We start from the raw sequence: 26,213 nt of genomic DNA, 5'->3' as shown, positions 1-26,213 counted from the left end.
TGTCGTTCGAAACTTTATTTTTTTAAGCTTTTTCTCCAGGTTCTGATGCAATAATCTGCATGTTGCCTGTAATCGTCCATTTCTTAACTTCATTAGGTAAAATAAAATGCATGCCCATTGTTAATTCAAATGCCTTACCATCAACTTCGATTTGGCCTTCTCCTTTTAGAACAGAGACAAGCGTATATGGTGCAATTGTTCGCTCAAATGTTGCAGAACCATTCATAATTAACCATTCATAAACACTGAAAAATGGTGTTTTAACAAAGCTCGTCACTTTTGCGTCACCAATCATTTGCGTTTTAATATCTAACTTTGGCACAACATTAGGAACATTCGTAACATCAATTGACTGTTGAATATGCAAATCACGTTTTTTACCAGTAGTTGCGTCAACACGATCAAAATCGTAAACGCGATAAGTTGTATCACTACTTTGTTGTGTTTCAAGGACCATTACACCTGAACCAATAGCATGAATTGTGCCACTTGGTACGTAGAAGAAATCTCCAGCTTTAACAGGTACATGGGTAAATAGTGCATCCCATTTTTCATCATGAATCATTTCTGCCAATTCTTCACGCGTTTTAGCATGATGACCATAAATGAGTTCTGCTCCTGGTTCAGCAGATATCACATACCAACACTCCGTTTTACCAAGTTCATGCTCATGTTCCATCGCATAAGCATCATCAGGATGAACTTGAACCGACAAATCTTGATTGGCATCCAAAATTTTCGTTAAGAGCGGGAAAACATCCCCCTTAACGTTTCCAAAGACTTCGCGATTTGAATCCCATACTTCATTTAATGTTTTACCAGCATATGGACCATTTAAAATGGTACTTGGTCCATGTGAATGAGCCGAAATTGCCCAAAGTTCACCGGTGTGGTCGCTCGGAATATCATAACCAAATACTGTTTTAAGATGGTTACCACCCCAGATTTTTTCTTGCAGTACGGGTTTTAAAAATAGAGGTTCTGTCATTAGTTATGTTCTCCTTCATCTTAAGTTATTATCTTTTTATTTTATCACAAGCGGTTACATTTTAGAATGTGAATCGGTTACAATCTCATTGTGTTCCGTTAAAAAGCTGGTTACAATCTCATCACGTTTTTCGAGGTAGAGCGTATTATCGCTCGTTGGATATACCCTATTGGTCAGAACAACTAATCCATCTTTTGTAGTCTGGTTCATTAGCATGAACGTCCCCGTAAAACCAGTATGGTAGACATATAAGTTCTCGCTACTTCCACGAAGGTCCCAGCCAAGCGACCGACCTAGGCGTCTAGTTGGCGTTTGATCGCTAAATAACATTTGGGTCGTTCTTGGTTTTAAAACGGGCCGTGTAGGGTCGTCACTCATAAACCACCTCATAAATTTAAGTAAATCAGATACGGTTGAAAAAAGTCCGGCAGATCCACAATTCTCTTTTAAAATGCGCGCCTTAGGATCGTGGACAATTCCTCTCAAAAGACCCAATTCAGGAATGATCTCTGTTGGGACACTTCTATCAACATCAGGATTAAACGTGCTATCAGCTAAGCCAAGAGACACTAGAATTTCTTGTTTCAGCGCCTTTTGGACCGGCATATCTAAAATTTCTTCAATAATAAATCCTAAAAAAATGAGTCCAATATCACTATAAACAACCGTCTTACCAAGACTATTACCATTAGTTAATCCAAATAACGCTTGCTTTAAAGCGGGCGCAGATAACTGATTTCGGTCCTTTATATACCCTTGAAAATCGGCCGTGTGCGTCAATAAATGTCGCAAAGTCACCCGTTCATCTTGATAATTAGTTAGATATTTTTTTACGGAATCATCAATATTCAATTTTCCTTCTTCTTGTAACTTCAAGATAAGCGTGGTTGTTCCAACAACCTTTGTCAAAGAGGCCACATCATAGAGCGCATCATCAGCTAATATTTCAGATTCGGGAACTAATTGTGAATAACCAAGAAAATTTTGCACTATTATTTTATTATGATGCACAATTCCAAATGAAGCTCCTGGAACGATTCCTTCATGGACTAACTGTTGAATTTTATTTGTCGTTTCAGAATATAACAACGACAATCACCCCTTTTGGTTAATCTTAACAACTTTAAACTTTCCTTTTTCAAAATCAACGTTACTAACACTGGCATTTTTTAAGAGCATTATCGGTAATTGATTTTTTTCTAAACTATCAATAAAACTTGATAAAACAAGTCCGTGTGACACAATTAAAATATTTCCACCGCGCGTTTGGTACTGACTACCAATATCAGTCAGCGTCTCAATAATTCGACTAGTCATGCTGTCATATGTTTCAGCTTGACTTGTCCCCTCAAGTTCCGCAAACATATCGACTAGATCCTTAAATCGATTATGTCCTAGTACGGCTTTAATCACCTTAAAAAATCCAAACTTTTTCACAAGTAACGGAATTAATTTTTTATTTTTCATTTCTTCTAACCGACCAAAATCAACTTCCCTAAGGCCTTTTAACGGTTGTATATCAAACGCATATCTATTCTTCTCAAGAATAAAGTTCGCGGTATCCTGTGTTCGTTTTAAATCACTAGTATAAACTGCTTCAAAGTCCATATCTTTTAATTGCGTGCCTAGGTTTCTAGCCGCTTCTCGTCCTTTATGTGTCAGACGAGAATTAGTCACTCCTTGTAACCTCTTTAATCTATTTAAACGTGTTTGACCATGCCTTACTAAATAAAAATGAACCGTCTTCATCGCCGGCACCCCCAATAAAATAATTTAATGTTTGTATTATTAAGTATACGCTACCATAAAGATTTTACCTAAAGAAAAACCCATAAATTGAAACAACTTTTAATCCGTAAATGCCCATTTAATTTATGATTATGCTAGAATAAAACTAAACAATTTCATTTAGCCTTATATAATAAAGTAAATCATTCTAGGAGGCACACACTTATGGCTAGTAATTCAGATTCCATATTCTTCGTCTTATCTTTTATTAGACGACATCCCGACCAAGTTTTCTTTTCTCGGTTAACTTATACAAATTCACTTACAATCGTTTTACCCGGTAGTACTAGAGTTGCCGATGCTGATATTTATTTTCTGCCAGATCAGCTAACTGTTAATCGTCTTGCCGATGAATTCGTCGCAAAACATGGTGATCTACTGGATTATTTTAATAATAAATTAGAAAATTCAGTTCCCGACTATATGGATGTTTGGGTAACGACCACCTACTTAACGCATCACGATAAATATTTAATTGAACTGTCATTTGAACAGGATATTTAAACAGAAAAAGAGTTAACACGACGATGTGTTAACTCTTTTTCTGATAATTAAAATTTTATCTGTAAGCACTCTGATCGCCCAAACGGGGCTCGAACCCGTAATTCCGCCTTGAGAGGGCGACGTCTTAACCAATTTGACCATTGGGCAAAAATACTCTTTTAAGTATAACCCATACAGAATTGATGTCAATGCTTTTTCTGCCAAATTAAAAATTGAATAAAACAGCAATACACATACAGACCTAGACAATATATCGCAGCACCCCACATAACAAATGATAACCACTCGTATTGTAAGATAACCTTCGTCGTCCCTATCAGTAATGTTGTAACACTCGCAATCAATAATCTAGTGTATAATTTTTTTAATTCACGTCTTAATTTTATTTCCAATATGTTCGCCTCAGTTCATCTCTTAGAATGAAAACTGCTATAATAGGCTAATAATTTTAACCTTATACGTTATTTATTATAGCTTCTTATTCTAATTATCAAAGTTAAATTTACTTTTCTTTAACAATAATTAATTAACTTTACTAGTTATTATTCACACATCCAATATTTTATTTGACAAAAAGTTGTTATATCGCTAAAATTAGGAAGTTAATTATTCTTGGGTAATAGCCAAACTGGTAAGGCGCCGGACTCTGAATCCGCAATCTGTAGGTTCGATCCCTACTTACCCAATTAAGTATTTTACAATGCTGCATCTAAGTTCGGCAAAATAGACCATTCGAAAATATAACGTACTAATGCACTTGCTCAAATGAGCAGGTGCATTTTTTTATAATTAAGGCGCCCATGTCATATCACGAAATACAAAAAAAGCATCCGCTATTGCGAATGCTCTAAGCTATATTTATTCCATTTTAGTAGACTCGACGGTCACGATTAATTTTGTGTCATTACTGAATCCACTATACTTTTAGCACCAGATTCTGTTCTTAAATTCATAGTAATTACATCTTTACCATGAGGTTCCGTCCATGACCCGAAAGTAACTCCCGTACCTTGTGTTGTATATGGAATAGTACTTCCATCAATTACTACATACGTTTTTGTTATCGTATATTTAACGTCAAATGCACTCCTCATTTGTTCCATACGTATCGTTGAATCGTTTTTAACGTATCCTACCTTAGTATAGTCACTAACAATATTCTGTGGTGCACCTGATTTTTCCATTGCTTTATCAACATCCATGCCGTTAAATAGTTTAGGCGATAAGACAAATCCCTTAGCTAGTTCGTTCCTTATGGCTGTCATTGCGTTAGCCGCTTTGTCCGAGCTTTCCGCCGCAATACTAGACGCTTTAGCGGCCGATATCGATTCAGCCTTACTTTCAGAAATAGCTGTGGCCTTTTCCCCTGACTCTTTCTTCATTGACTCTTTTTTACTTGACTCTCTCTTCATTGATTCTTTTTTACTTGAATTTTCTTTTTCCTTTAACATGCTAGACGACTTTGCCTCAGAAGACGATGAATCCTTAGATGTACTCTCACTCTTCCCACATGCGGCTAATGATAACAAAACAACCGTTGTTCCCAAAACTGTCAATACCTTTTTCATTCTTAATCTCCCCCTAAATTTTTTATCAGTCTCTATTAAACAACAAAAAACAAAGTTGTACAACATAATAGTATGGACATAATATTATTATATTTTTTAACTTGTACAGTATTTCTAACAGACTATCTTTTTTTGACAAATTTAGAATACACATGTTAAAGTACAATACACAGAAATGAGGTGACAACCCATGGAATATGAAAATATAATGGTTTGCGTCGCCGTAGATGGACGAGGACGTTTTTTCGCAAATTAAATTTTAGGAGAAATTGTGATGAAAAACGTCCGAAAAAAAGTCCCATCCCTAGCATTAATTATAACTTTAGTGGGTTTCCCACAAATTAGTGAATCAATCTTTACCCCAATTTTACCGGCCTTAAGTCAGGCTTTAAATGTTAGCGCCAACCAAATTCAATTAACAATGAGCATCTACTTTATCGCATTTGCCATTGGCGTTTTATTTTGGGGACAACTGGCTGACTATTGCGGTCGCCGACCATCGATGTTGGGCGGTATTATCATTTATTTAATCGGAAATATTGGTCTTTACTGGAGTCCTTCTTTCAAATGGCTACTGTTCTTCCGATTAGTTCAAGCTTTTGGCGCCAGTGCGGGTTCTGTTGTCACGCAAACGATTATGCGTGAAAGCTTTTCGGGTATTACAGGAACAAAAGTATTTGCTAAAACCGGTGCCGCCATGGCTTTATCTCCTGCGTTAGGACCCTTAATTGGCGGTTTAGTCCAAACAACGTTAGGCTATCGAAATGTCTTTACAACGCTAATTAGCCTCGCTGTAATCATTTTACTGTACAGTGGAATTCGATTACCTGAAACACGGCAAAAACAGCCATCTACATTAATAAAGGTTTCCCAGTGGCTTGTTTTAAAACAATTATTGTCTAATCCTGTAGTCTGGTGTTATGGCCTAGTTATTGGTGGCATAAATGGTATTTTATTTAGTTACTACGCGGAAGCACCTTTTATTTTCGAGGGACATTTTAACTTTTCTGCCTTTCAATATGGCCTGTTAGGTCTCATTATTGCCAGTGCTAGTCTCTTAGGAGCACTTATCGTTAACCACTTAGTTAATCGGTATCGTCCTGAAATTATTGCCTTTAGCGGACTTATTTTAAGTACTATCTCAGCCGTGGGACTTTTAGTTGCTGCAACTGTTGATCAACCTGTATGGATGTTAGCTGGTATTTTCTTTGTATTCCTGGGTTTAAATATTACGTTACCTAATGCTTTAAATCGTGCGTTAATTGGATATGAGCAGATTATGGGAAGCGCCAGCGGCTGGTTCAGTCTGGGCTATTATTTAGTTGTCAGTGGTTTAACTTACTTAATGAGCCTTATGCACAATGGTTCCATTACAAGTTTACCGTTATATATTTTAGGATTATGCTTAATGATGTTAATCAGTTATGCCCCATTGATTAAATTAAAAGAAATCAAATAAAAAAAGAGACTTTCTGAAAAATAATTTATCTCAATAATTGACGAAGGCTACCAACAAAATTGCTGGTAGCCTTCTCACTGAATATTTATATTTAATTTATCTAATTAATTTTAAAATAAGTTACTAATTCTACTTCTAAACGATGTAACCCTACCTACTTTACATCCTTGCAACTCCTTGGTTGCGCCAGCATGAATAAATGAATAGAAATCATCAAACTGAATAATTTATGCTAAGAATATTAATATTGAGCTGTCATAACTTTAACACACTTTCATGTATTGTCAAATATATATTTATTAATTAGCGTTATTTTCTCATTTTTCGTTTAATTTATGATATAATAAATGGGATATTTTAATGATGGTACTTAAATTAATAAAGTGACAGCAACTTAAATCCCCAATTCAATTCTGTCTCCTTCATTTTGAATACACTATAATAATAGTTTGGAGGTTTATACACTATGTTAAGTAGAACAAAAAAATTTTTAAGAGCAAATAATATTTTTTATGATAAAGAGCACGTTAACCCGCTCATGGTCCCAGATCGCATTTACGTCCTTAATTTTGGTCTAGAAGAAGATGCTCTCAATAATAGATTTATTGTTGAGTACGCATACACTTGGACTGGTCGAATTAAGATTAATAAGATTACAATTCGACTTCACAACCACGTTGGTCCACACGAATTTCGTAATGAGTCTGAGTTACTCCACTATCTAAAAAAACACACAAAACCAAACAAATAAGTTTGCATTAATCGTCATTAGGTGTTATATTAAACTTATGTATTTATGGTTCGGTTATTTAAAGGTGATTTGTTTCATTTATGAACACACTTCTTTTTAATAGTTCAATCAACAAATGCAAAATATATTAGTGCTTACAGCACATGGAGGTTTCATATTATGGAACAAGGTACAGTAAAATGGTTTAACGCAGATAAAGGTTTTGGTTTTATTACTCGCGAATCTGGCGATGACGTTTTCGTTCATTTCTCAGCTATCCAAGGTGACGGTTTTAAATCACTTGACGAAGGCCAAGCAGTTACTTTCGATGTTGAAGATTCTGATCGTGGACCACAAGCAACTAACGTTGTTAAAGCTTAATTATAAGCCTTTGAAACTTACCTTCGGGTAAGTTTTTTTTTACATAAAAATACAGATATTAATATTTTTTTATCGTACACTTTTCAACTAATCATCTCCAAAAATAAATGTAATCAAAAAACGCCTGAACTTTTAAAAGTTCAGGCGTTTTTTGATTACTAATCTTAAAGACGTGCGTTTAATTCTTTTGAAAGATCTTCGAAGCCAGGTTTGCCAAGTAATGCAAACATGTTCTTCTTGTATGCTTCAACACCTGGTTGGTTAAATGGGTTAATTCCATTCAAGTAACCAGAAACAGCTACAGCTGCTTCAAAGAAGTAGATTGTATAGCCTAATGTGTAAGCATCTTGTGTAGGAATGTTTAAGATCATGTTAGGTACATTACCATCAGTATGAGCCATAACAACACCTTGGAATGCCTTTGTATTAACAAAGTCCATTGTCTTGCCTTCAAGGTAACCTAAACCATCAAGATCGCCTTCTTCTTCAGGAATAGCAGTATCATTAACGGGTGTACCCACATTGATAACTGTTTCCATCAAATTACGACGGCCTTCTTGAATATATTGACCTAATGAATGTAAATCAGTTGAGAAGTTAGCTGAAGATGGGTAAATACCCTTTTGATCCTTACCTTCAGATTCGCCCATCAATTGTTTCCACCATTCTGAGAAATATTGTAAGCTTGGTTCGTAGTTTTCTAAAATTTCAGTTGTATAACCTTTACGGTATAAGATATTACGTAATGCTGCATATTGGTATGCTTCATTTTTTGTTAAGTCAGCATCTGAATATTCAACACGCGCATCTTCAGCACCTTGCATTAAAGCATCAATATCAGCACCTGAAGCAGCGATTGGTAATAAACCAACAGCAGTAAGAACTGAGAAACGGCCACCAACATCATCAGGAATAACGAATGCTTCGTAACCTTCAGCATCAGCTTCAACTTTTAAAGCGCCCACTTTACGATCAGTTGTTGCATAGATACGTGAGTTAGCTTCTTCTTTACCATATTTTGCGATTAATTTTTCTTTGAAAACACGGAAAGCAATTGAAGGTTCTGTTGTTGTACCAGATTTAGAAATGATATTAACAGAGAAATCACGATCACCAATCAAATCAACTAAATCATGCACATAAGAAGGACTGATTGAGTTTCCAGCAAACAAGATTTGAGGTGCATTTCTTTTTTCAGCTGGTAATAAGTTATAGAAAGTATGGTTTAAAAATTCAATAGCTGCGCGAGCACCTAAATATGAACCACCAATACCAATTACAACTAAAACTTCTGAATTAGATTGAATTTTTTTAGCTGCTGTTTTAATACGAGCGAATTCTTCTTTATCATAGTCTTTAGGTAAATCTAAAAAACCACGGAAATCACTACCCGCACCCGTACCGTTGCGTAATTCACTATCTGCTGCGGTAACAAGAGCTTGCATTTCGCCAAGTTCATTGTCTTGAACGAATTTTGATAAGTTAGAACTATCGAATGAAATATGTGCCATTTTAATTATCTCCCTCATATTCTTTATTTAACAATCTATATTATACAATACTTAATAGAAAATATAACAGTGAAACGGAACTTTAATTACATATTTTGCTATTTTTTTTGCTTACTATGCGAATATCCATAACCATAGTAGGCAATCACGCCTAAAATAGTCCAAATCAGAAAAGCAATCCAAATATTTATGGGTAATTTAATCATCAGATAACCCGAAATAACAATAGACAGAATTGGTAATAAGGGAACGAACGGCACTCTAAATTGACCTTTTTTAGGTTCCCCAAATTGTTTTCTTAAGCTAATGAGAGCCAACGCCAAACTAACAAGTACGGCTAGCGTTACAATATTAGTTAATTTTGCTAAACTTTCAATTGAAATTAAACCACTCGCAATTGAGATTAAAATACCAACCGTCCATGATGCCGCCTTAGGCGCATTAGTTTCCTTACTGATTTTGGTTAGGTATTTAGGTAATAACCCGTCCCTAGCCTCCGAATAGATCATTCTCGATAAACCATATGCCAATGCGATTAAAACGCTTAAAAGCGTCATTATTGCACCAACTGAGATAATATTACCGATAATGCTTTGATTTATAAATCGCATCGCAAATGCAACAGGATCGCTCACATTTAACTGCGTGTAAGGTACGATACCCGTTAATACAAGTGTCACGATTATATAAAAAATTGCCGAAATACTAATTGCCCCAATAATTCCTTTTGGAATTGTTTTTTGTGGATCAATAACTTCATCCGAAGCCATAGCAATTGATTCAAATCCTAGAAAAGCAAAAAATACTAATGCTGCACCGCTCATAACACCACTTGTACCAAATGGCATGAATGGCTGCCAATTACCGGGTTTGATGTAAAAAACGCCGACAACCACGAACAAAATGATAATAGCAAATTTAACGAAAACCATTATTTTACTTAACCGTAACGCCTTTTTCGCTTCAAATGTTGTCAACCAAGTCACAAAAAGTGTAACAACAGCAGCTATAATATCAACATATGAGCCTTTTGAGGCATTATACGAAGCACTTAAGGCAGTTGGCATATGAATATTTAAACCCGTTAAAAACCCTTGCATATACGCCGACCAGCCTGCAGCGACGGATGCCCCTGCCAAGACATATTCACAAATGGTGAACCAACTAACAAACCAAGCAATGAATTCACCAAAAATAACATATACGTAATTATACGAACCACCCGAAACCGGTATTCTCGATGAAAATTCTGCATAAGAAAAGCCGTTCATTATTACCGCGATCGCAGCAATAATAAACGACAAAATAAGAGCAGGGCCGGCTTCTTCGCTGGCGGCGGTTCCCGTAACGACGAAAATCCCCGTACCAACGATTGCGCTTAAGCCTAACAGAATAAGATCACTGGTTTTAAGAGTTCTTTTCAATTTGCTGACGCCATGAGTTGTCGCAAACTTCTTTTTTCTTAAATCCATTAGTTAGCTCCCTTTTTACTATTTTTATAAAGTTTTCATAATCCCTAACATGATAACACCAAGGATAACGAAGATGGAACCTAATGTAACATAAACCATTTCGCGGTTTGTTTTCTTCTCGCCTAATAAGTAGATACTACCGAAAGTTGAGATAACGATTCCCATTTGAGAAAATGAGAAACTAACTGCTTGACCTAATTTAGGAATTGATAAGAACATGAAGATATTACCAGTACCCCAGATAAGTCCCGTTAAGATATTTTTAAATGTTGATGAATTCATAATAACTTCATGTGCTATGAGTGCGAAGAATCCAGCACCAATTACCATACCAACTGCTTGAGGTAAAATTGTTGCTGTTGTGAATGCTCTTGATTCTTCAGTTGTCATTCCAACGGTTGCGTAATGGACAACAATTGTATATCCTACGTAACCAATTGTTGACAAAATAATAGCACGTACGCCAGCGGCAGTATTTTCATCTTTATCTGAATCGGATAACGCTGAATTCTTTTTGTCTTTTAATGATGTTAGGGCAGCTCCTGCAATAATAACGATCATTGCAATTGTCCCAATAACAACCATTCTTGTTGTTTTCCATTCACCGAATAAAATAACACCTGCTAAAGCGTTACCGGCTAACTGTAAGCCAGTTGAAACAGGGACTGTTTTTGAAATACCGATTGCTTTCATTGCGTGAAATTGTTGGTTTTGTCCTAAACTCCAGAATAAACCTGAAATAATTCCAATAATCCAGGCCTTACCACTCATTTCTGGTTGATAAATACCGTAAACGGCAATTCCAAAGATTAAGGCACCCCAGGTCATCCCAACTGTTTGTTGGTTAGCGGTCCCACCAAGTTTTCCACTTATAAGTCCAATACTACCCCATGCGATTGCGGGGATTACTGCCATCAAGATAATCATATTTAATTAAATCCTCTATTCTCTCTCTTTATTCTTTTTTCGCGATTTAACTATTTTAGCAGTAAAGTAACCGCATTTACAACCCCTAAATTAAAATTTTAATGATTGATATAACAACATTTGAAACGGGTTACATTAAAATACCAGCAAAATCGTTCAAAAACGTTTAAATACCAGCATTTTACGTTCAACTATTTTTTTCCATAAAAAAACAATCTTATTTTATAAATAAGATTGTTTTTAATTTAATCCACTTTTATAACTAATGTTTTTAAATAATTACCTTGTCGATATTCCTTATTCGTAACAAAATCACTTGATAATCTGAATGTTTCAAGTAACGTAAATGAACGGTTCTTATTTGCAAATGCTTCCGTAATTTGTTCTTTTAATTTTTTAAGCGTTAAGCCCGCCGCATTTGTTGAGAACATGATAATACCCTCTTTTTGCGTAATATCAATGGCATCCTCGGCAAGTTTAGCGTAATCCTTTTGAACTGAGAATGTTCTTTTTTTCGAACGAACAAAACTTGGTGGATCTAAAACAACTAAATCGTAGATGATATGGTGTTTTTTAGCATAATCTAAGTACCCGAAGACATCCATACCACGAATTTCTTGTTTTTCAGGATCAATATTATTAAGCGCAAATTGTTCTTTCATCCGATCAATATTTTTATTCATAACGTCGACACTTGTCGTTTTAAGTGCGCCACCAACTGATGCAGCCACCGACGTAGCCCCCGTATTACTAAATCCGTTAAAAACCAGTTTACCTTCAGCATATTTATTCATGATTGCTTTACGCATTTCACGTTGTTCTAAGAAAAGACCCGTTGTTGCTTCATTAAGGTATGCTGCAAATTGAAGGCCATTTTCTTTAACAATAAGTGGTGTTGGTGCATCTTTTCCACGAACTTTGAATGTTGATGGTTCACCTTTCGTATCATAACGAAGGTTCGCGTAGATTCCTTTGTAACTTGTTACCGCATCAGAAAAAGCGTTATAAATCATATCTTTATGTTGGTAGAGACCTAAGTTATACCACGTGAATACATAATAATCATCGTAATAATCAATCGTTAAGCCACCGATACCTTCACCTTCACCATTAAAGAATCGGAAAGCATTTGTATCTTTATTCGTAAATAATGATTTACGGTTCATTCTGGCATTGTTAAACAATTTTGAGAAAAAATCTTCATCGATTCGTGCTTCTTCATTACGTGAAAAAATCCAACCGTCTCCACGATTTTGTTCTGCAAAATAACCATAGGCTACGAATTGATTATGAAGCGTTAAAGCAACCCATTCTCCCTCTTTGAAATCACGAGTTGTTTGCAAATCCTCTTTATCAATTAATGGATATCCATTTTTAAACTTTTTTGCTGCATGTGAAATAATTTCTACTTTTCTCAATGATTAGTACTCCTTCTGTTTTTTAAATGTTTTTTCTTTGTTAATAGTCGATTTAAAATAAAATATAACCCACAGCCGATTAATGTTCCTAATGAATTAAAAATAACGTCATCAATGTCACTAATTCCAGATCCTAGTATAAATTGTCCACATTCAATAGCGATTGATAAACTGATACCAACCAACATTGATTTAACTAAGGTGTACTTTTTAAACTGCTTTAAACTGGGTAAAATAATTCCTAACGGAACAAACCAAAGAATGTTACCATATAGATTATACACGAAATCGAACGAAGATTGTCCATTTGTCAGTTTAATTGTTTCAATTAATGGTTCTAAATTAATAGAGTGAAAATTATAATCGGAACTAACTCGGATATCCCAAGGAAAATAAACGTGTCTCAAGACCGTTAATTCAATTAATAAAATGAGATAGGTCGCTAAAATTAATTTTATGCCTTCCATTTTAAAATTAATTTTTTTCTTTTTAAAAAATAAAATACTTATTCTAATCGCAAGGTACACGATTAAGTAAAAGATGGTTTTATCAACACTTACAAAAATAAGTCGAACTAATGGAAAGTGATTAATTCCTTGTGAGTAATGTTGTGATACAAAGTCATATAATTTTGATAAAAATAACATTACGCTACCTCACTCCCCATCTGCTTCTCTATGTTAACAAATAATGATGCTATTTTTTTAATAGACGTCTTTATTTCACTTAATTTTAATAAGTTAAAAATGCATTAATAAAGCGTACCATAGATTGACACAAATTTAATAGAAACTGTAAACTACAATTACGACTTTAGATGATTACACTCGAAAGGACGGCTCAAACCGTGCAAACACTTAAACGCTTAAGACTATTTCTCAATACAAGACTTGGATTTTTCACCTTACTCCTATTCTCCTTCTGGTTAAAGACAATTACTGCCTACCTAGTTGATTTTAATTTAGGCGTTACAGGTATTTATCAGTACTTCGTTCTCCTGCTCAATCCCATTGGGACGACCATGTTATTGCTAGGACTTGCATTGTATATCAAGAAACCAATTATTTCATATTTAACAATGTTTCTAATCTACATCGCAAATTCAGCATTATTATTTTTTAATGTTATTTATTATCGTGAGTTCACCGATTTTATGACCATAAATACGATGTTGGGCTATTCCAAGGTTTCCGAAGGGATTAGTGGGAGCTCTTTTGCTCTAATGAAGCCTCACGATATTTTTTATGTTATCGATTTGGCTTTGATCATCTTATTATTTATAACACGTTACTTAAAATTTAACGCTAACCCATTTAAAAAAATAAACGCTTTTGCAATCATGTCATTCTCAATAATGTTAACGTTAGCAACTCTAACATTAGGCGAAATTGATCGACCACAATTAATTACGAGAACCTTTGATCGTAATTATATCGTTAAATATTTAGGGATTGATTCTTATACCGTTTACGATAGTTTCAAGACGGTTAAAAATAATCGTGTCCGTGATACTGCCGAAAGTTACGATTTAAATAAAGTACTAGATTTTACAAAATCGCATTACGCGGCACCAGATCCAAATATGTATGGCGTTGCAAAAGGTAAGAATGTGATCGTTATTCATTTAGAAAGTTTCCAACAATTTTTAATCAATTTTAAAGTAAATGGTAAAGAAGTAACACCTTTTTTAAACTCACTTTACAATGGTAAACAAACTTACAGTTTCCCTAATTTCTTTAATCAAGTTGGGCAAGGAAAAACATCTGATGCTGAGAATCTATTAGAGACAAGTATCTATGGTTTAGCCCAGGGATCAGTGTTCACGTCTCTTGGGTCAGAGAATACCTTTGAAGCCGCCCCAGCTATCTTAAATCAAACCTCAGGCTACTCTAGTGCCGTATTCCATGGTAACACAGGTTCCTTTTGGAACAGAGACACAGTTTACAAGAGTATGGGCTATCAATATTTCTTCGATTCAAGTTATTATGATAACTCCGCAAAAAATACGCTTGAGTATGGTTTAAAAGATAAACTGCTATTTAATGATTCAGTTAAGTACTTAGAAAGATTACAACAACCTTTTTACGCAAAATTTATTACGGTGTCAAATCATTTCCCATTTGATATTGATTCCCAAAATAAAGATTTTGAAGTTCCAAATACCGGTGATTCATCTGTTAATAATTATTTCCAAACGGCCCATTATTTGGATGAATCCGTTAAAGAATTTTTTGCTTACTTACAGAAATCTGGTTTGTATAATAATTCAATGGTTGTTTTATATGGTGATCATTATGGTATTTCCAATTCTAGGAACGTAAAGTTGGCTAAGTTACTCGGTAAGTCATCTGAGACGTGGAGTTCATTTGATAATACCCAAATGCAACGTGTCCCCTTCATGGTTCACATTCCTGGAATAAATAACGGTGGTGTTCAACCCGAATATGGTGGTGAAGTTGACGTTCTTCCAACTTTACTTCACTTGTTAGGTCAGGATTCATCATCATACGTTCAATTTGGAACAGATTTATTCTCCAAAACGCATGATCAAACTGTCGCGTTCAGAAATGAAAACTTCATTACACCTGACTATACTGTGTTAGATTCAACCATTTATGATAATACAACGGGTAAAGAGGTGACGCACCCTTCTAAGTCCGTTCAAGAAACCATTAATAAGGAACAAAAAAAGGTCAGTACCGAGTTAAATCTATCGGATACTGTTAATAATCAAAATTTATTACGTTACTATACACCCAATAATTTTAAACCCGTACAACCGGCTGAGTACAATTATAAGAACCAATATAATAAATTATTGAAACTACAACAGGAACTCAAAAATAACTCGACGAGTCTTTATTCAGAAAAAGGTAACAAGTCCACTACTAATCTATACAAAACGGATGCACCTGAATTAAAACCAGCATCTGAAAGTTCTTCTTCGGACTCAAAAACAAGTTCTGCTACACATGAATCAAATTCTTCCTCAAATTAAAAATAAACGTTACTGAAAGTTATATTTTCAGTAACGTTTATTTTTTTATTCTAACCAATTTCATAAAATATTCATACTTCTTAACTAAAATTATCAACATAAGCTTACGTAAAGAGGTGAAATCATGTCTTTAATTTTACAATCCCTATCCAGTCTTTTATATCATGTGAAACAATCTTTAGGTTTATTTGTATTTTTCTTTTTCACCCTATTCATTAGTATCTCGGCTCTTTTGTTTAATCAAATTTCGTTTGATTCATTCAAGAATTTTAAAAAAATGTTAGAGCATGTTAATATCGACACTAAATCAAGTTCAAATTTGGTTAAGATACTAACTGATATCCACGAAAAGCAAATTAACTTAATTTCCCCCATTATTACCGGATTATCGCTGATTTCACTTCTGATTGTTTTATTTATTTATTTAAAAATCATTAAAAATCGTAAGGAAGAGCACGCCAGTTTGCATCATATTGGTGAAAGTGATTCAAAGATTGCTCTTTCATTTGCGCTTGAAATCTTTCTCATTTTCATTATGGCATTGATTTCGGTAGTCGTTTTAATTTTCCTTTTTAAAAGTAGCTATGCTTCATTACTTAAAACAATTAATAGTTATTGGCTTGAGCATTCATTATCCATGCAGCTTTCATCATCCGAAATATCGACTGAACTCTTAAAATTAATGTCCCATAAATTAACAAATTTTAATGGGAATTTTTTAATATCTTCCACAGGCATGTCACTCGGTCCCCTGATATCGAAGGAACTATTTATCAATGCTGCATACTTACTCATTAGTGGTATTGTAGCCAGTCTACTCTCATTCTTAACCGCATTACTTTCAAATCATAACTTATCCAATAACAGGAGGTTCATCCATGCAGGTAAAAAAGCGTAACGAAATGAGTGGCATCGTAGAAAAGATATTTCCTACCAATTCAGTTTCAATCGTTTTAGATCAGTCATCCGAGTTCACCAATCAACTCTTGGATCAAAATCTTCTTCACTCAAAACTAATTGAATTAATCACGGTAGATAATCTTAAACTCTTGGTACCTTATTTAAGTGTCACTCAAAATATGAGTTTAACGCAAAAAAATTACAAAAAAGAGGAAAAGAGTATTATTTCTAAATTGATTTATGGACATCATTTTAACCGTCACTCACCAAATTTTATGGATAAGAAAATTACATCCTTAAATCAGATGGATAGAGCGATTATTCTGTTATTCAGAGCGGTTTTAAATAATAATTCTATAATTATTTTAACAAATTTAATAGACACTTTTTCAATAACGGAAACAAGATTTTTCATTGATTTCGTCACCGAATTAACCTTTCAACTGAATCTTCGTATTATTATTACCACAAATCAGCCAGAATTACTTACTCAACCTCAGGTTACGCCCTTCAATAAATCTCCTCTAATAAAATAGACTTACATTGCGATAACTCGCAATGTAAGTCTATTTTCGTTATTCTTGTTGCCAATCTTTTGAGTAATAATAGTCGTCCATGTGATAATCAGGTTTAGCCTGTTTTTGCGTTAAGAATGGGTTCACGTATCGATCAACGGCTACCCAGCCCTTCCAGCCTAAATGAATCGTATCAGCCATGAAATATTTTTCATTACCACGTTTGCTAAAATCTGCAACATGATCAAACCCTTGAGATTTTAATTGTTCCGTAATTTTAGTGGCATTATTTTTCAACATCTCTGCTGATAATCCCGTATATTCTGACCAACGTTTATTAACAGGTGGGATAATAAATAAAACATTGGTATGTTCTTTTGAAAATTGATTTAAAACCAATTGAAAATCTGAGAATTCAACAGAACGGTCGTAATTTAATTTAGCCTGCTTACCTGCAAATTTTCCTGTCCCATCTAAATGTCTACCCGTCCAATAACTATTTTGAATTCCAAAATTATTATTAGTCGTTCCTTTAGCCCCAAATCGACCTGCTAGAACATCCAATGTTGCTAAATCATACTTAGCAGGTAGGTTTCTAGTTTGTCTGTCAATAAGTTGCATCCTATTGGGTACAGAGAATCCTGAAAATAACTCATCTTCATGCTGTAAAATTGTTAACTTCATGCGGAATATATTAATATCAGTTCCAGATAAAGATTTTCCATCGGCAATTTTTTGCATTGCCTTCAATATAGACTCATTGCCTCCATCAGACATCAAAGCGATGAATCTTTTGGCCGCGTATTGGTCTGCCTCAGTTTTAGCATTCGCGGATAATAACCACTCCGTCGTCTGCAATGGTGAGTAAAACATATTGAAAGCTTGTTTGCTAACACCACCTGGAACAAACCATTGAGGTGATACAATAAATACGGCTTTTTTATTCTTAATTTGATCTTTTATACCTTGTAAATCAAAGTAATGGGTAAGAGACTGTGTACCACCCGTTCCCATTAAGAATGGTCGATACGAACGATTATATTTTTTTGCTAAAACCGAGGGATGCATCGAATCCATTCGTGAATATTCAGACGAACCAATAAATGGAACGTAACCGTCCTCCAACGCTTGTTGTCGAATGACGGATCCACCTAAAATGTTTTTAGATTGAGATACTGCAGCTTTTTCTTCAGTTTTTGCGGAACTGAAATTATATTTGACTGGTGCGAGTAAAATGACAACTATTAAAATAATCGCCAAAATAACAGGCCCAATAATCATGAATAACTTCTTTTTCAATCCCATTTAGATCATGCTTTCTACTTTTGCAATAATTAGATTTGGTGTTGCCCATTCAGAACGTTCAAACTCTGAGATTGGAATATCGATGCCCAATTCATTTTGCAATTCTAGAATTAATTGAATTGACCCCATTGAATCTAATAGACCTTCATCAAAGATGTTTATATCCAAATTATTTCTAACCTCAGCGCTATCTGTTGTGTTTTCTAAAATTTCTAAAACTTTATCTTTTGTATTCATCTTAATTCTCCTTTAAGTTAGTTAATTATTTATTTTATGAAAAAAACAGTTTATCTAAAAATCCTGAAAAAATTAAGAAACTAAGACAAACCACGTTAAATGTAATGAAGATTGCAAAAATTTCAGTTAATTTATTACTTGGAATACTACCTTTGTGTTTCTTTTTAAATCTGAGCCAAGTATCATTAATCACAATGGCAATTGCATGAAATAACCCGTATGCGATGTAGTACCAGGTTACCCCATGCCAGAATCCCATCAGTAAAAATAAAGCAAAATAACCAACAATGGCTGTCGTTATTCGACTCTTAATTAATTTATGTTTCATCATGAAAAAGACCAGTCTCATGTAAACATAATCACGGAACCAAAATGAGAGCGTCATATGCCAACGATTCCAAAAATCCTTAATATTATGCGAGATAAAAGGTTTATTGAAGTTCATTGGTGTTTCAATTCCCATAAAGTAACTAATACCGACCGCGAATAAGCTATAACCAGCAAAATCAAAAAATAGATCCATGCTGTATGTGTACATATAGCCAACTAACGCCCATGACATGCCGCCATGTTGCAATGCAGCATGAGCAATTGGTGGTAATAACACCGTACCAAAGAGATATGCTAATAAGAACTTATATAAAAATCCTTGAAAAATATAGAAAATTCCTTTTTGTAGCATCTCCAAGTATTTTTCTTGGCTTGGTACGCTCTGATAATCTTTGACAAATCTTCTGTAACGGTCAATCGGTCCTGAAGAAATTGTTGGGAAAAACAATAAAAATTGTAGTGTGAGCATTAAATCAAATTTTTTAATACTACCATCCCGTGATTCCATAATCATTTGAACAGCTTTAAATGTTAGGTAACTAATTCCTAAGAAACCAATAATTGATGGTATCCCGTTATTAATTGCCGGCGTAATTTTCACAATTGAAAGTGGTGAAATTGCTAAAAGAACCGCCACAACAAAAACCCATGTTTGATTATGTTTACTACGATATCGCATATACAACCCAATCATCAAGACTTCAAAAATGATATATAAGATTAAATTAAATCCTTCGTGAAGTTTAGGTCCACCAAATATCAGACAGATAAATAACAATGAGATGATTGTTTCATATACTCTAAATCGTTTGCCATTTAGGATTCCAATAATAATCGGGATTAAAAACGCAATAAGATATAAAAAATAAATTGGATTAACATAAGGTTGGAACGATACCATTAGGCATTCACCTCATTAATTAATTTTTTCCGATCGATTTTTCCATTTTGCGTTAATGGTAAAGAATCCACGTATACAAATCTTTGTGGAATCATATATGACATTGTCGTTTCAGCCATATCTTTTTTTATTGCGGCCGTCAACTCAATATCACGGTCAAATGGGTGCTCTTTTTGTACAACATACGCAATCAATTGAGAAACTTTATGGTCCTTATCGTATTTCGGAATAGTAATTGCTTGTTTTACGTATGGAGCCGATGATACATGATGATCAACTTCTTCTAGTTCGATTCGATATCCATGCAGTTTAACTTGGAAATCAATTCGACCTCGATACAAAAGCATCCCATCAGAACTTATGGTAGCCGCATCTCCTGTTCGATATGCATTCCCACCATCCATTTTGAAAAAGGCACTAGCCGTTTTATCAGGATTATTAATATATCCTTTTGAGACGCTAGGTCCAATAATGATTAACTCTCCTTCTTCTCCATTTGGAACTACTTCGTTTTTCGAATTAACCACAACCATTTTTGTATCAGCTTTTGAATAACCAATTGGTAATCGTGGGTATGCTTCTAAAATATCATTCGTAATCTCGACACTTGAAACTGCAACTGTTGCTTCAGTTGGTCCGTATGTGTTAAATATTTTGGCCATTGGGAATCTTTTCTTCAATGCTGAAGCAGTTTTATGCGTTAGTTCCTCGCCACAAAATAAAAAGCGGCTAAGATCAGGTAAATGATCCGCATCAAACGTTGGTTCCAATAAACAAATATCCATGAATGATGGTGTAGAAACCCAAACTTGGAGGTCTAAAGTAGGTAACGTTTGAAAAAGAACTTTAAAGTTATCCGTAACTTCTTGCGGTAAAACAGATAATTGACCACCCATAGTTAATGCTGGGTACACATCCATGACAGATAAATCAAATGAATATGGCGCCTGCGATAAGATATTAGGACGCTCTGGCAAAGAAAAGTCTTCTATCATCCAGTTTACGTAACTGATTAAATTATCATGACTAATCTGAACTCCCTTGGGTTGCCCAGTCGTACCCGACGTGAAGATAATGTAAAAATTGTCATTACCCTTAACTTGGAGACTAGGATCAGGGACTACAGTTCCTTGTCCATTTTCAATGATTTCTACTAATTCAGTATGTGAAATCACGGGAACATTAAGTTCAATTTCAGGTAATTCCGCAACAGCTATACAAGCAGCCGGTTTTGCAATATTTTGAATTTCTTCCAAACGTTCAGCTGGTGAATGTGAATCGATTGGAATATATGCGTGTCCAGCTTTAACACTACCCATAAAGGCAACTAACATCTCGAACTTCTGATTACCATACACCATAATTGGTGATTTTTTATCTAAGTCTAATTCAATAATATGCGACGCTAGCGCGTCAGATTTTTCTTTTAGTTGTTGATAAGTGTTTGTCTCACCCAAATTGTTATAAACAATGCGAGTTGGATCAGACGTTGCGACCATATCAATTTGTTTAATTACATTTTTTATCAATTTTCTTCGCTTCCCCTCTAAAATTCATTATAGATAAATGTACCGTTACTTATACCCCTAAATGAATACAGATAGACTAACATCGCCAATACGATAAAATAAAAGGTCGTTCGAACAATAAACATAAAAATTTCATTTTCTTTTAAATCATGCCATTTTTGACTCATAGTTATCACTCCCTTATTAAATTAATACAGTATACACTTAATTTTTTTGGTCCAACATACAACTTCGTTATGTTAACCTAACAGTTTTGTAACATCAAGATAAACGCCGTTAAATTGGCATTATTCGCACTCAAAACGCGCTATTGATTCTCATTGGTTATATAATAATTGACCGTTTTTTAGTATAACAGAATTTAATCGATATCACAAAAAGAACAATCTCTTTTTAAGGTAAAAGAAATTGTTTCTTAATTATTTATTAATAATGATTCATCCTGATCTGGAAACGTCAACATGAATGTCGTTCCTTTCCCCTCAGAGCTTGTCACTTCAACTTTTCCATTGTGCAACTGCATTAATTGATGAACAATCGATAAACCTAATCCAGATTCACCATACTTGGTATTTTTCCGAGATGGGTCCGCCTTGTAATAACGTTCCCAAATATTTTTCAACTGATCTTCTGTCATACCAATACCCGAATCAGTAATCCTAAAAATACTTTCGTGATAGCCACGTTCAGCAGAAATATGAATCGTACCAGATTCAGTGAACTGAATTGCATTTTGAGTAATATTGAATATGACCTGAACGAATCGATCGTAATCAGCGAAGACCATTAAACTTTTAGGAACGCTCAATTCAATTTGATCATTAGCCTCTACTGATTTTTTAGTTAGTTGCTCAACGATATTGTTAATCACAACAACTGAATCAAATGTACTTGGCGTAAGCGTAATTTGATTTGTTCGAATTTTTTCATAATCTAAATTTTCGTTAACTAAACGAATTAAGCGTTTAGTTTCGCTACGCATTAATTCAATACTTTTACCCTTACTTTCTTCAGGAATTGCATCATAAGCCAATCCTTCAAGCAACCCATTAATCGTTGTAAGTGGTGTCCGCATTTCATGCGCGGCATCGGCCATAAATTGTCTGCGACGATCTTCCTGACGCTTTATTTCTTTTTCGGATTCTTTAAGCGAGGAAACCATGCCATCAAAATCTTGCGCCAAATCATCTATCTCATCTCGATGTCTACTTTCAATATGAACATCAAAATTACCATCAGCAACCATTCGTGTTGCCCTCCTAAGTCGATTAATTCTAGAAACAGAATATCGTGCTAGAAGATAACTCAAAATAATTCCGGCAATCACGGACACAATAAACGCAATAACTAAATTTCGGGTCATTTGATTCATATTAGCTTGAATGTTAGACACACTTGCTCCGACCGATATAACAGCATACAATTTTCCATTATAAAAGTAAGGCTTTAAAATATCCGTCATACTGATTGCTTTCATATCAGTTTTTAATTGCCTATTTGCGTGGGGAGTACGATGGACAACCTCGCCTTTTTCTAACTGAGCCCACTGTTCTTTAGTTATATTATCTTGAACCGCATTGTAAGGATAGATAATTTTGGATTTCTTCGTATAAATTGTAAATCGAACATTTTGTGTTTTTAAAATTGATTCAGCATTTCTTAAATTGTTTAAATTCAAGTTAAATTCTGTTTTCGAATCAGCAGTCTTTAAAACCATTGATTCCGACATCAAACTATCTGAATAGCCCTCTAACTGCGTCCATGTATTTTTATACACCATGTCGCTCGTAAAGTTTAGGAATAAAGCACCAAATACTAATACCAATGTAATAATAACCGCGAAAAATGCTAACATTTGTTGGTAAAGTAACTTCATTAGTGACCAGCTCCTGAATCATCAAATTTGTAGCCGACGCCCCAAACTGTTTGAATGACTTGAGGGCCAACTTTTTCAATTTTTTGACGTAATTTTTTTATGTGTGCATCAACCGTTCGTTCATCACCAAAAAATTCATAATTCCAAACTAATTCCAATAATTTTTCTCGAGAAAAAACTTGCTTTGGCTTATTCGCTAATGTTTTCAACAAATCAAATTCTTTTGGTGTTAATTCATCAATTAACACGTCTTTCAGGTAAGCCTCTCGGCGGGCCGTACTTAATTTGAAGTGTGCCGTTTCAATATCAAAATAGCTACTTTCATCTTCATGATCATCGTCAGTCCCAACACTCGGTTTTTCTGCACGACGATGAAGTGCCTTAATTCTAGCAATTAGCGTGATAGGACTAAATGGCTTCGTGACGTAATCATCCGCACCCATTTCCAGACCAAGTACTTGATCGCTTTCCGTATCGCGAGCCGTTAGTATAATAATTGGCACGTTAGCTGAAACCTTGCGAATCGTTGAACTGACTTGCATCCCGTCCATTCCCGGCAAATTCAAATCAAGCGTCACGATATCCCAGCCATTTGGATCCTCATTGAACATGGCAACTGCATCATTACCATCGTAAGCGTATTTAACGTCCCAATTTTCTTTTTGGAAAAACATTGACATCATTTCGGAAACTGCTTTATTGTCCTCTACCATTAATAATTTCATATTATTCTCCATTTTTCACTTTAAAATACTCGTATCTGATCTCTAACAATCATTATAATCAAATAATGTGTTTTTTTTTAGTCTTTTCTTTGAGTTTATATAAATGATAATAATTTCTCGAAGGTACCATTCTCGTAAACAATATATAATCCTAAGATAATATACACCGCAGCCGTAATCCATCGACCATATTTATCAAAGGCCTTCGCAATTAATGGTATCTTACCAAAGAAATAACCCATAATACAAAATAAAGTCATCATAAAGAAAAAAGTAATTAAAACAATAATTAATTGACTCATTGTTAACGTTACAAAGAATGGTACATAAATACCAATATTATCTGCTCCGCATGTGATAATTGTTATTAACGCCACATCAATAATAATTCTAGCTTTGCCACTTGCGTGCAGCTGTTTATCAACCGATTCTTCGCCATCATCTTCGTCATTAATGATAACCATAATTCCCATAACAATCGGAATAAATCCCAGCAATCCTAAAATCCAGGGATCTGGTATTAACCCAAGAATAAAACTAATAAATAATGCGGCGGAAACCAAAACAGTTGTACCCAAGATATCTCCTAAGTACACGTATGTAAATGCCTTTGACTTTTTTATTCGGCCAAAAATAATCATTAAGATAACTAAATAATCAATACTTGTGGAAATATAAGCTGTAACTCCAGAAAGAATGGTTGTTGTCATTATTTACCCCTATTATTTTGATAATTACTTAATATATACACTATCAAATTCCTTATTTTTTTGTTGTACTAGTGAGCGATGAACTACTTTCATTCCCCGTACTGCTTGATAAATTAGATTCTGCTTTCGACGAAGATTCAACTGGTGTACTGCTTGATTCTTTAATTGAACCAGAATCCGTTTTTTTCTCAGACGTACTTGAAGAATTTGCACTTGAACTTGTCTTAACGGAGTCAGCAGATGTTCCTCCCGAGCCTCCCTGTTGAACGATAACTCTCAGTTTATCTGTCCTTTTCAATAGTTTACCTCCGCTCGGATCCGACACTATATCACTTTTCCTAGCCCATTTACGTGTGAATACGACTTTTATATCGTTTTTATCGGCCCAGCTTTGTACCTCAGATTGAGAGGTAAATTTAGGTATTTTTATATAATCATTAGCTTGCTTTTCATCAAATTTTTGTTTTATCAATGCGTCAGACAAAGTTTTCTTAAGCACGTCTAAATCCTTATTCGCCTTTTTTTCATCTAAAAGGTCTTTTTTATAATCATTAAATACTTGATACTGTTCCGTTTGTTTCGCTAAATCCTTTGCAATTACTTTTTCAATTTCATTTAAAAAAGCTAAATTTTTCCACGAATAATTCAAACGTCCCACTGCGGCGGTATACTCATTGATTTGCTGATTAGTACTGTCTTTTAAAATGACCACATCACCTGAAGTAGGTTCATAAGTGACTGTCTTCTTTGCAATATCAATCACACCGTTTATTGCCGTTGCATCTTTTGCCAACTTCAATTGTCGCTTATAAATACGTTGCGCAAACTCATCTTTATTCGAAGAATCAATCAATAATTGATTAATATATCCGAATTGCGCATTATTCAATTTTTGAATTGTTTCAGGCGTTACACTAGTTTTAATTGCTTGATTGTCACCCTTCATAAACAGATCTTGATATAACGAGTTCACTTTAACTTTTTTTGCTATATCATCGTATTTCGTCTGGTAATCGGCCCGTGAGTTAGCTGAAATATGGGCTAACGTCTGGCGTAATTTCTTCATTTCGGTTGTCGTTGCCGTGGTTGTTAAATCTTCCGTTTTAACATTATAGCTCCTCGCATAAATTTCATTAAAGTCTTGTTTTGCCGCTTTAGATTCAGCGTTAGAATCGTAGAGTGAATCTGGCGTTTGTTTGGCCATCGTTAACTCTGAATTATCGTTTTTGGACCAATCAAGACTGATTCTGTAACGATTAACAACCGTATAAATGCTCCAAATACTCAATCCAATAGTCACGAATAATAAAAGACGATATACTTGTTTCCAAAAATTTCTTGGCTCTTTTTTTAGAGCTTGTCCTTTTTTTAAATTAGTTTTGTCTTCTCGCATAACCGGTTTTTCATTTTTTTGTTTCTTACCCCTTAACCTTGGCTCCAT

At 34.6% G+C, this 26,213-nt stretch carries 25 protein-coding genes and 2 tRNA genes; 8 read left to right on the top strand and 19 right to left on the bottom strand.

From position 1 onward, the window contains the following. Nucleotides 1-22: 22 nt before the first annotated feature. The 3 genes from manA to N0K80_RS00750 are packed head-to-tail and all read right to left on the bottom strand — an operon-like array spanning nucleotide 23 to nucleotide 2,737. Nucleotides 23-988 carry a mannose-6-phosphate isomerase, class I gene (gene manA, locus N0K80_RS00760; protein ID WP_269007634.1) on the bottom strand — a complete coding sequence of 322 codons (966 nt, stop codon included), beginning with the start codon at nucleotides 986-988 and terminating at the stop codon, nucleotides 23-25. Nucleotides 989-1,042: 54 nt separating this feature from the next. Continuing rightward, nucleotides 1,043-2,077 carry a serine hydrolase domain-containing protein gene (locus N0K80_RS00755; RefSeq protein WP_269023470.1) on the bottom strand — a complete coding sequence of 345 codons (1,035 nt, stop codon included), beginning with the start codon at nucleotides 2,075-2,077 and terminating at the stop codon, nucleotides 1,043-1,045. A gap of 6 nt (nucleotides 2,078-2,083) precedes the next feature. Next, a complete protein-coding gene (locus N0K80_RS00750) occupies nucleotides 2,084-2,737 on the bottom strand; it encodes a histidine phosphatase family protein (protein WP_146302398.1) in 654 nt (217 codons plus the stop codon). Nucleotides 2,738-2,941: 204 nt separating this feature from the next. Between N0K80_RS00750 and N0K80_RS00745 the strand changes: the two genes are divergently transcribed. Continuing rightward, a complete protein-coding gene (locus tag N0K80_RS00745; protein WP_146342296.1) occupies nucleotides 2,942-3,280 on the top strand; it encodes a hypothetical protein in 339 nt (112 codons plus the stop codon). 74 nt (nucleotides 3,281-3,354) lie between these two features. Here the strand turns inward: N0K80_RS00745 and N0K80_RS00740 are convergent. Then, a tRNA-Glu gene (locus tag N0K80_RS00740) sits at nucleotides 3,355-3,427 on the bottom strand. Nucleotides 3,428-3,893: 466 nt separating this feature from the next. Here N0K80_RS00740 and N0K80_RS00735 point away from each other — a divergent pair. Next, a tRNA-Gln gene (locus N0K80_RS00735) sits at nucleotides 3,894-3,966 on the top strand. A gap of 204 nt (nucleotides 3,967-4,170) precedes the next feature. On the opposite strand, the gene N0K80_RS00730 is transcribed toward N0K80_RS00735, so the two are convergent. Next, nucleotides 4,171-4,848: a hypothetical protein gene (locus N0K80_RS00730; protein WP_269023469.1), complete on the bottom strand. Its 678-nt coding sequence runs from the start codon at nucleotides 4,846-4,848 to the stop codon at nucleotides 4,171-4,173. Between the two features lie 274 nt (nucleotides 4,849-5,122). Here N0K80_RS00730 and N0K80_RS00725 point away from each other — a divergent pair, with 274 nt between their 5' ends. The 3 genes from N0K80_RS00725 (at nucleotide 5,123) to N0K80_RS00715 (ending at nucleotide 7,418) form a co-directional block, all read left to right on the top strand. Continuing rightward, on the top strand, nucleotides 5,123-6,307 hold the full coding sequence (locus N0K80_RS00725) for a multidrug effflux MFS transporter (RefSeq protein WP_269023468.1): 1,185 nt from the start codon (nucleotides 5,123-5,125) through the stop codon (nucleotides 6,305-6,307). Between the two features lie 466 nt (nucleotides 6,308-6,773). Continuing rightward, entirely contained in the window at nucleotides 6,774-7,058 is a 285-nt protein-coding gene (locus tag N0K80_RS00720) for a hypothetical protein (protein ID WP_057973787.1), read from the top strand. Nucleotides 7,059-7,217: 159 nt separating this feature from the next. Then, nucleotides 7,218-7,418, top strand: coding sequence for a cold-shock protein (locus N0K80_RS00715; protein ID WP_057973786.1), 201 nt, complete (start codon nucleotides 7,218-7,220; stop codon nucleotides 7,416-7,418). Nucleotides 7,419-7,582: 164 nt separating this feature from the next. Here N0K80_RS00715 and N0K80_RS00710 read toward each other — a convergent pair whose 3' ends face one another. The 5 genes from N0K80_RS00710 to N0K80_RS00690 all read right to left on the bottom strand — a co-directional run bounded on the left by N0K80_RS00710 (nucleotide 7,583) and on the right by N0K80_RS00690 (nucleotide 13,393). Then, nucleotides 7,583-8,929: a glucose-6-phosphate isomerase gene (locus tag N0K80_RS00710; RefSeq protein WP_057973785.1), complete on the bottom strand. Its 1,347-nt coding sequence runs from the start codon at nucleotides 8,927-8,929 to the stop codon at nucleotides 7,583-7,585. 98 nt (nucleotides 8,930-9,027) lie between these two features. Next, on the bottom strand, nucleotides 9,028-10,401 hold the full coding sequence (locus tag N0K80_RS00705; RefSeq protein ID WP_269023467.1) for an APC family permease: 1,374 nt from the start codon (nucleotides 10,399-10,401) through the stop codon (nucleotides 9,028-9,030). Between the two features lie 24 nt (nucleotides 10,402-10,425). Then, complete coding sequence (locus N0K80_RS00700; protein ID WP_057973783.1) at nucleotides 10,426-11,328, bottom strand: GRP family sugar transporter; 903 nt, start codon at nucleotides 11,326-11,328, stop codon at nucleotides 10,426-10,428. A gap of 245 nt (nucleotides 11,329-11,573) precedes the next feature. After that, nucleotides 11,574-12,746 (bottom strand): class I SAM-dependent rRNA methyltransferase, encoded by a 1,173-nt coding sequence (locus N0K80_RS00695; RefSeq protein WP_112250240.1) that lies wholly within the window; start codon nucleotides 12,744-12,746, stop codon nucleotides 11,574-11,576. Beyond that, entirely contained in the window at nucleotides 12,743-13,393 is a 651-nt protein-coding gene (locus tag N0K80_RS00690) for a VanZ family protein (RefSeq protein ID WP_269023466.1), read from the bottom strand. The genes N0K80_RS00695 and N0K80_RS00690 overlap by 4 nt, the downstream gene beginning before the upstream one ends. 170 nt (nucleotides 13,394-13,563) lie before the next feature. On the opposite strand from N0K80_RS00690, the gene N0K80_RS00685 reads away from it, so the two are divergent. From N0K80_RS00685 to N0K80_RS00675, 3 genes are all read left to right on the top strand, one after another. Beyond that, nucleotides 13,564-15,744 carry an LTA synthase family protein gene (locus tag N0K80_RS00685; protein WP_284143988.1) on the top strand — a complete coding sequence of 727 codons (2,181 nt, stop codon included), beginning with the start codon at nucleotides 13,564-13,566 and terminating at the stop codon, nucleotides 15,742-15,744. A 232-nt stretch (nucleotides 15,745-15,976) separates the two neighbouring features. Continuing rightward, nucleotides 15,977-16,642 (top strand): hypothetical protein, encoded by a 666-nt coding sequence (locus N0K80_RS00680; protein ID WP_269023465.1) that lies wholly within the window; start codon nucleotides 15,977-15,979, stop codon nucleotides 16,640-16,642. Next, on the top strand, nucleotides 16,623-17,180 hold the full coding sequence (locus N0K80_RS00675) for a P-loop NTPase family protein (protein ID WP_269023464.1): 558 nt from the start codon (nucleotides 16,623-16,625) through the stop codon (nucleotides 17,178-17,180). Before N0K80_RS00680 ends, N0K80_RS00675 begins: the two co-directional genes overlap by 20 nt. A gap of 39 nt (nucleotides 17,181-17,219) precedes the next feature. On the opposite strand, the gene dltD is transcribed toward N0K80_RS00675, so the two are convergent. The 9 genes from dltD to N0K80_RS00630 form a co-directional block, all read right to left on the bottom strand. Beyond that, complete coding sequence (gene dltD / locus N0K80_RS00670; protein WP_269023463.1) at nucleotides 17,220-18,464, bottom strand: D-alanyl-lipoteichoic acid biosynthesis protein DltD; 1,245 nt, start codon at nucleotides 18,462-18,464, stop codon at nucleotides 17,220-17,222. After that, complete coding sequence (gene dltC / locus N0K80_RS00665) at nucleotides 18,465-18,701, bottom strand: D-alanine--poly(phosphoribitol) ligase subunit DltC (protein WP_057973776.1); 237 nt, start codon at nucleotides 18,699-18,701, stop codon at nucleotides 18,465-18,467. Between the two features lie 34 nt (nucleotides 18,702-18,735). Further along, the gene (dltB, locus tag N0K80_RS00660) at nucleotides 18,736-19,932 is read right to left on the bottom strand and encodes a D-alanyl-lipoteichoic acid biosynthesis protein DltB (RefSeq protein WP_269007624.1); all 1,197 of its coding nucleotides are present in this window, start codon (nucleotides 19,930-19,932) and stop codon (nucleotides 18,736-18,738) included. Further along, nucleotides 19,932-21,461, bottom strand: a complete 1,530-nt coding sequence (gene dltA / locus N0K80_RS00655) for a D-alanine--poly(phosphoribitol) ligase subunit DltA (RefSeq protein WP_269023462.1) — start codon at nucleotides 21,459-21,461, stop codon at nucleotides 19,932-19,934. Before dltA ends, dltB begins: the two co-directional genes overlap by 1 nt. A 17-nt stretch (nucleotides 21,462-21,478) precedes the next feature. Next, entirely contained in the window at nucleotides 21,479-21,628 is a 150-nt protein-coding gene (locus N0K80_RS00650) for a teichoic acid D-Ala incorporation-associated protein DltX (protein ID WP_083478933.1), read from the bottom strand. A gap of 248 nt (nucleotides 21,629-21,876) precedes the next feature. After that, the gene (locus N0K80_RS00645; RefSeq protein ID WP_269023461.1) at nucleotides 21,877-23,337 is read right to left on the bottom strand and encodes a sensor histidine kinase; all 1,461 of its coding nucleotides are present in this window, start codon (nucleotides 23,335-23,337) and stop codon (nucleotides 21,877-21,879) included. Further along, nucleotides 23,337-24,062, bottom strand: a complete 726-nt coding sequence (locus tag N0K80_RS00640) for a response regulator transcription factor (protein ID WP_146342311.1) — start codon at nucleotides 24,060-24,062, stop codon at nucleotides 23,337-23,339. Before N0K80_RS00640 ends, N0K80_RS00645 begins: the two co-directional genes overlap by 1 nt. 95 nt (nucleotides 24,063-24,157) lie before the next feature. Beyond that, complete coding sequence (locus tag N0K80_RS00635; protein ID WP_269023460.1) at nucleotides 24,158-24,772, bottom strand: CadD family cadmium resistance transporter; 615 nt, start codon at nucleotides 24,770-24,772, stop codon at nucleotides 24,158-24,160. Between the two features lie 52 nt (nucleotides 24,773-24,824). Further along, the gene (locus N0K80_RS00630; RefSeq protein ID WP_269023459.1) at nucleotides 24,825-26,213 is read right to left on the bottom strand and encodes a hypothetical protein; all 1,389 of its coding nucleotides are present in this window, start codon (nucleotides 26,211-26,213) and stop codon (nucleotides 24,825-24,827) included.

The organism is Dellaglioa carnosa, assembly GCF_026948345.1.
Classification (GTDB): Bacteria; Bacillota; Bacilli; order Lactobacillales; family Lactobacillaceae; genus Dellaglioa; species Dellaglioa algida.
Note: the sequence above shows the minus strand (reverse complement) of the source record. Positions and strands in the feature narration are given on the sequence as shown.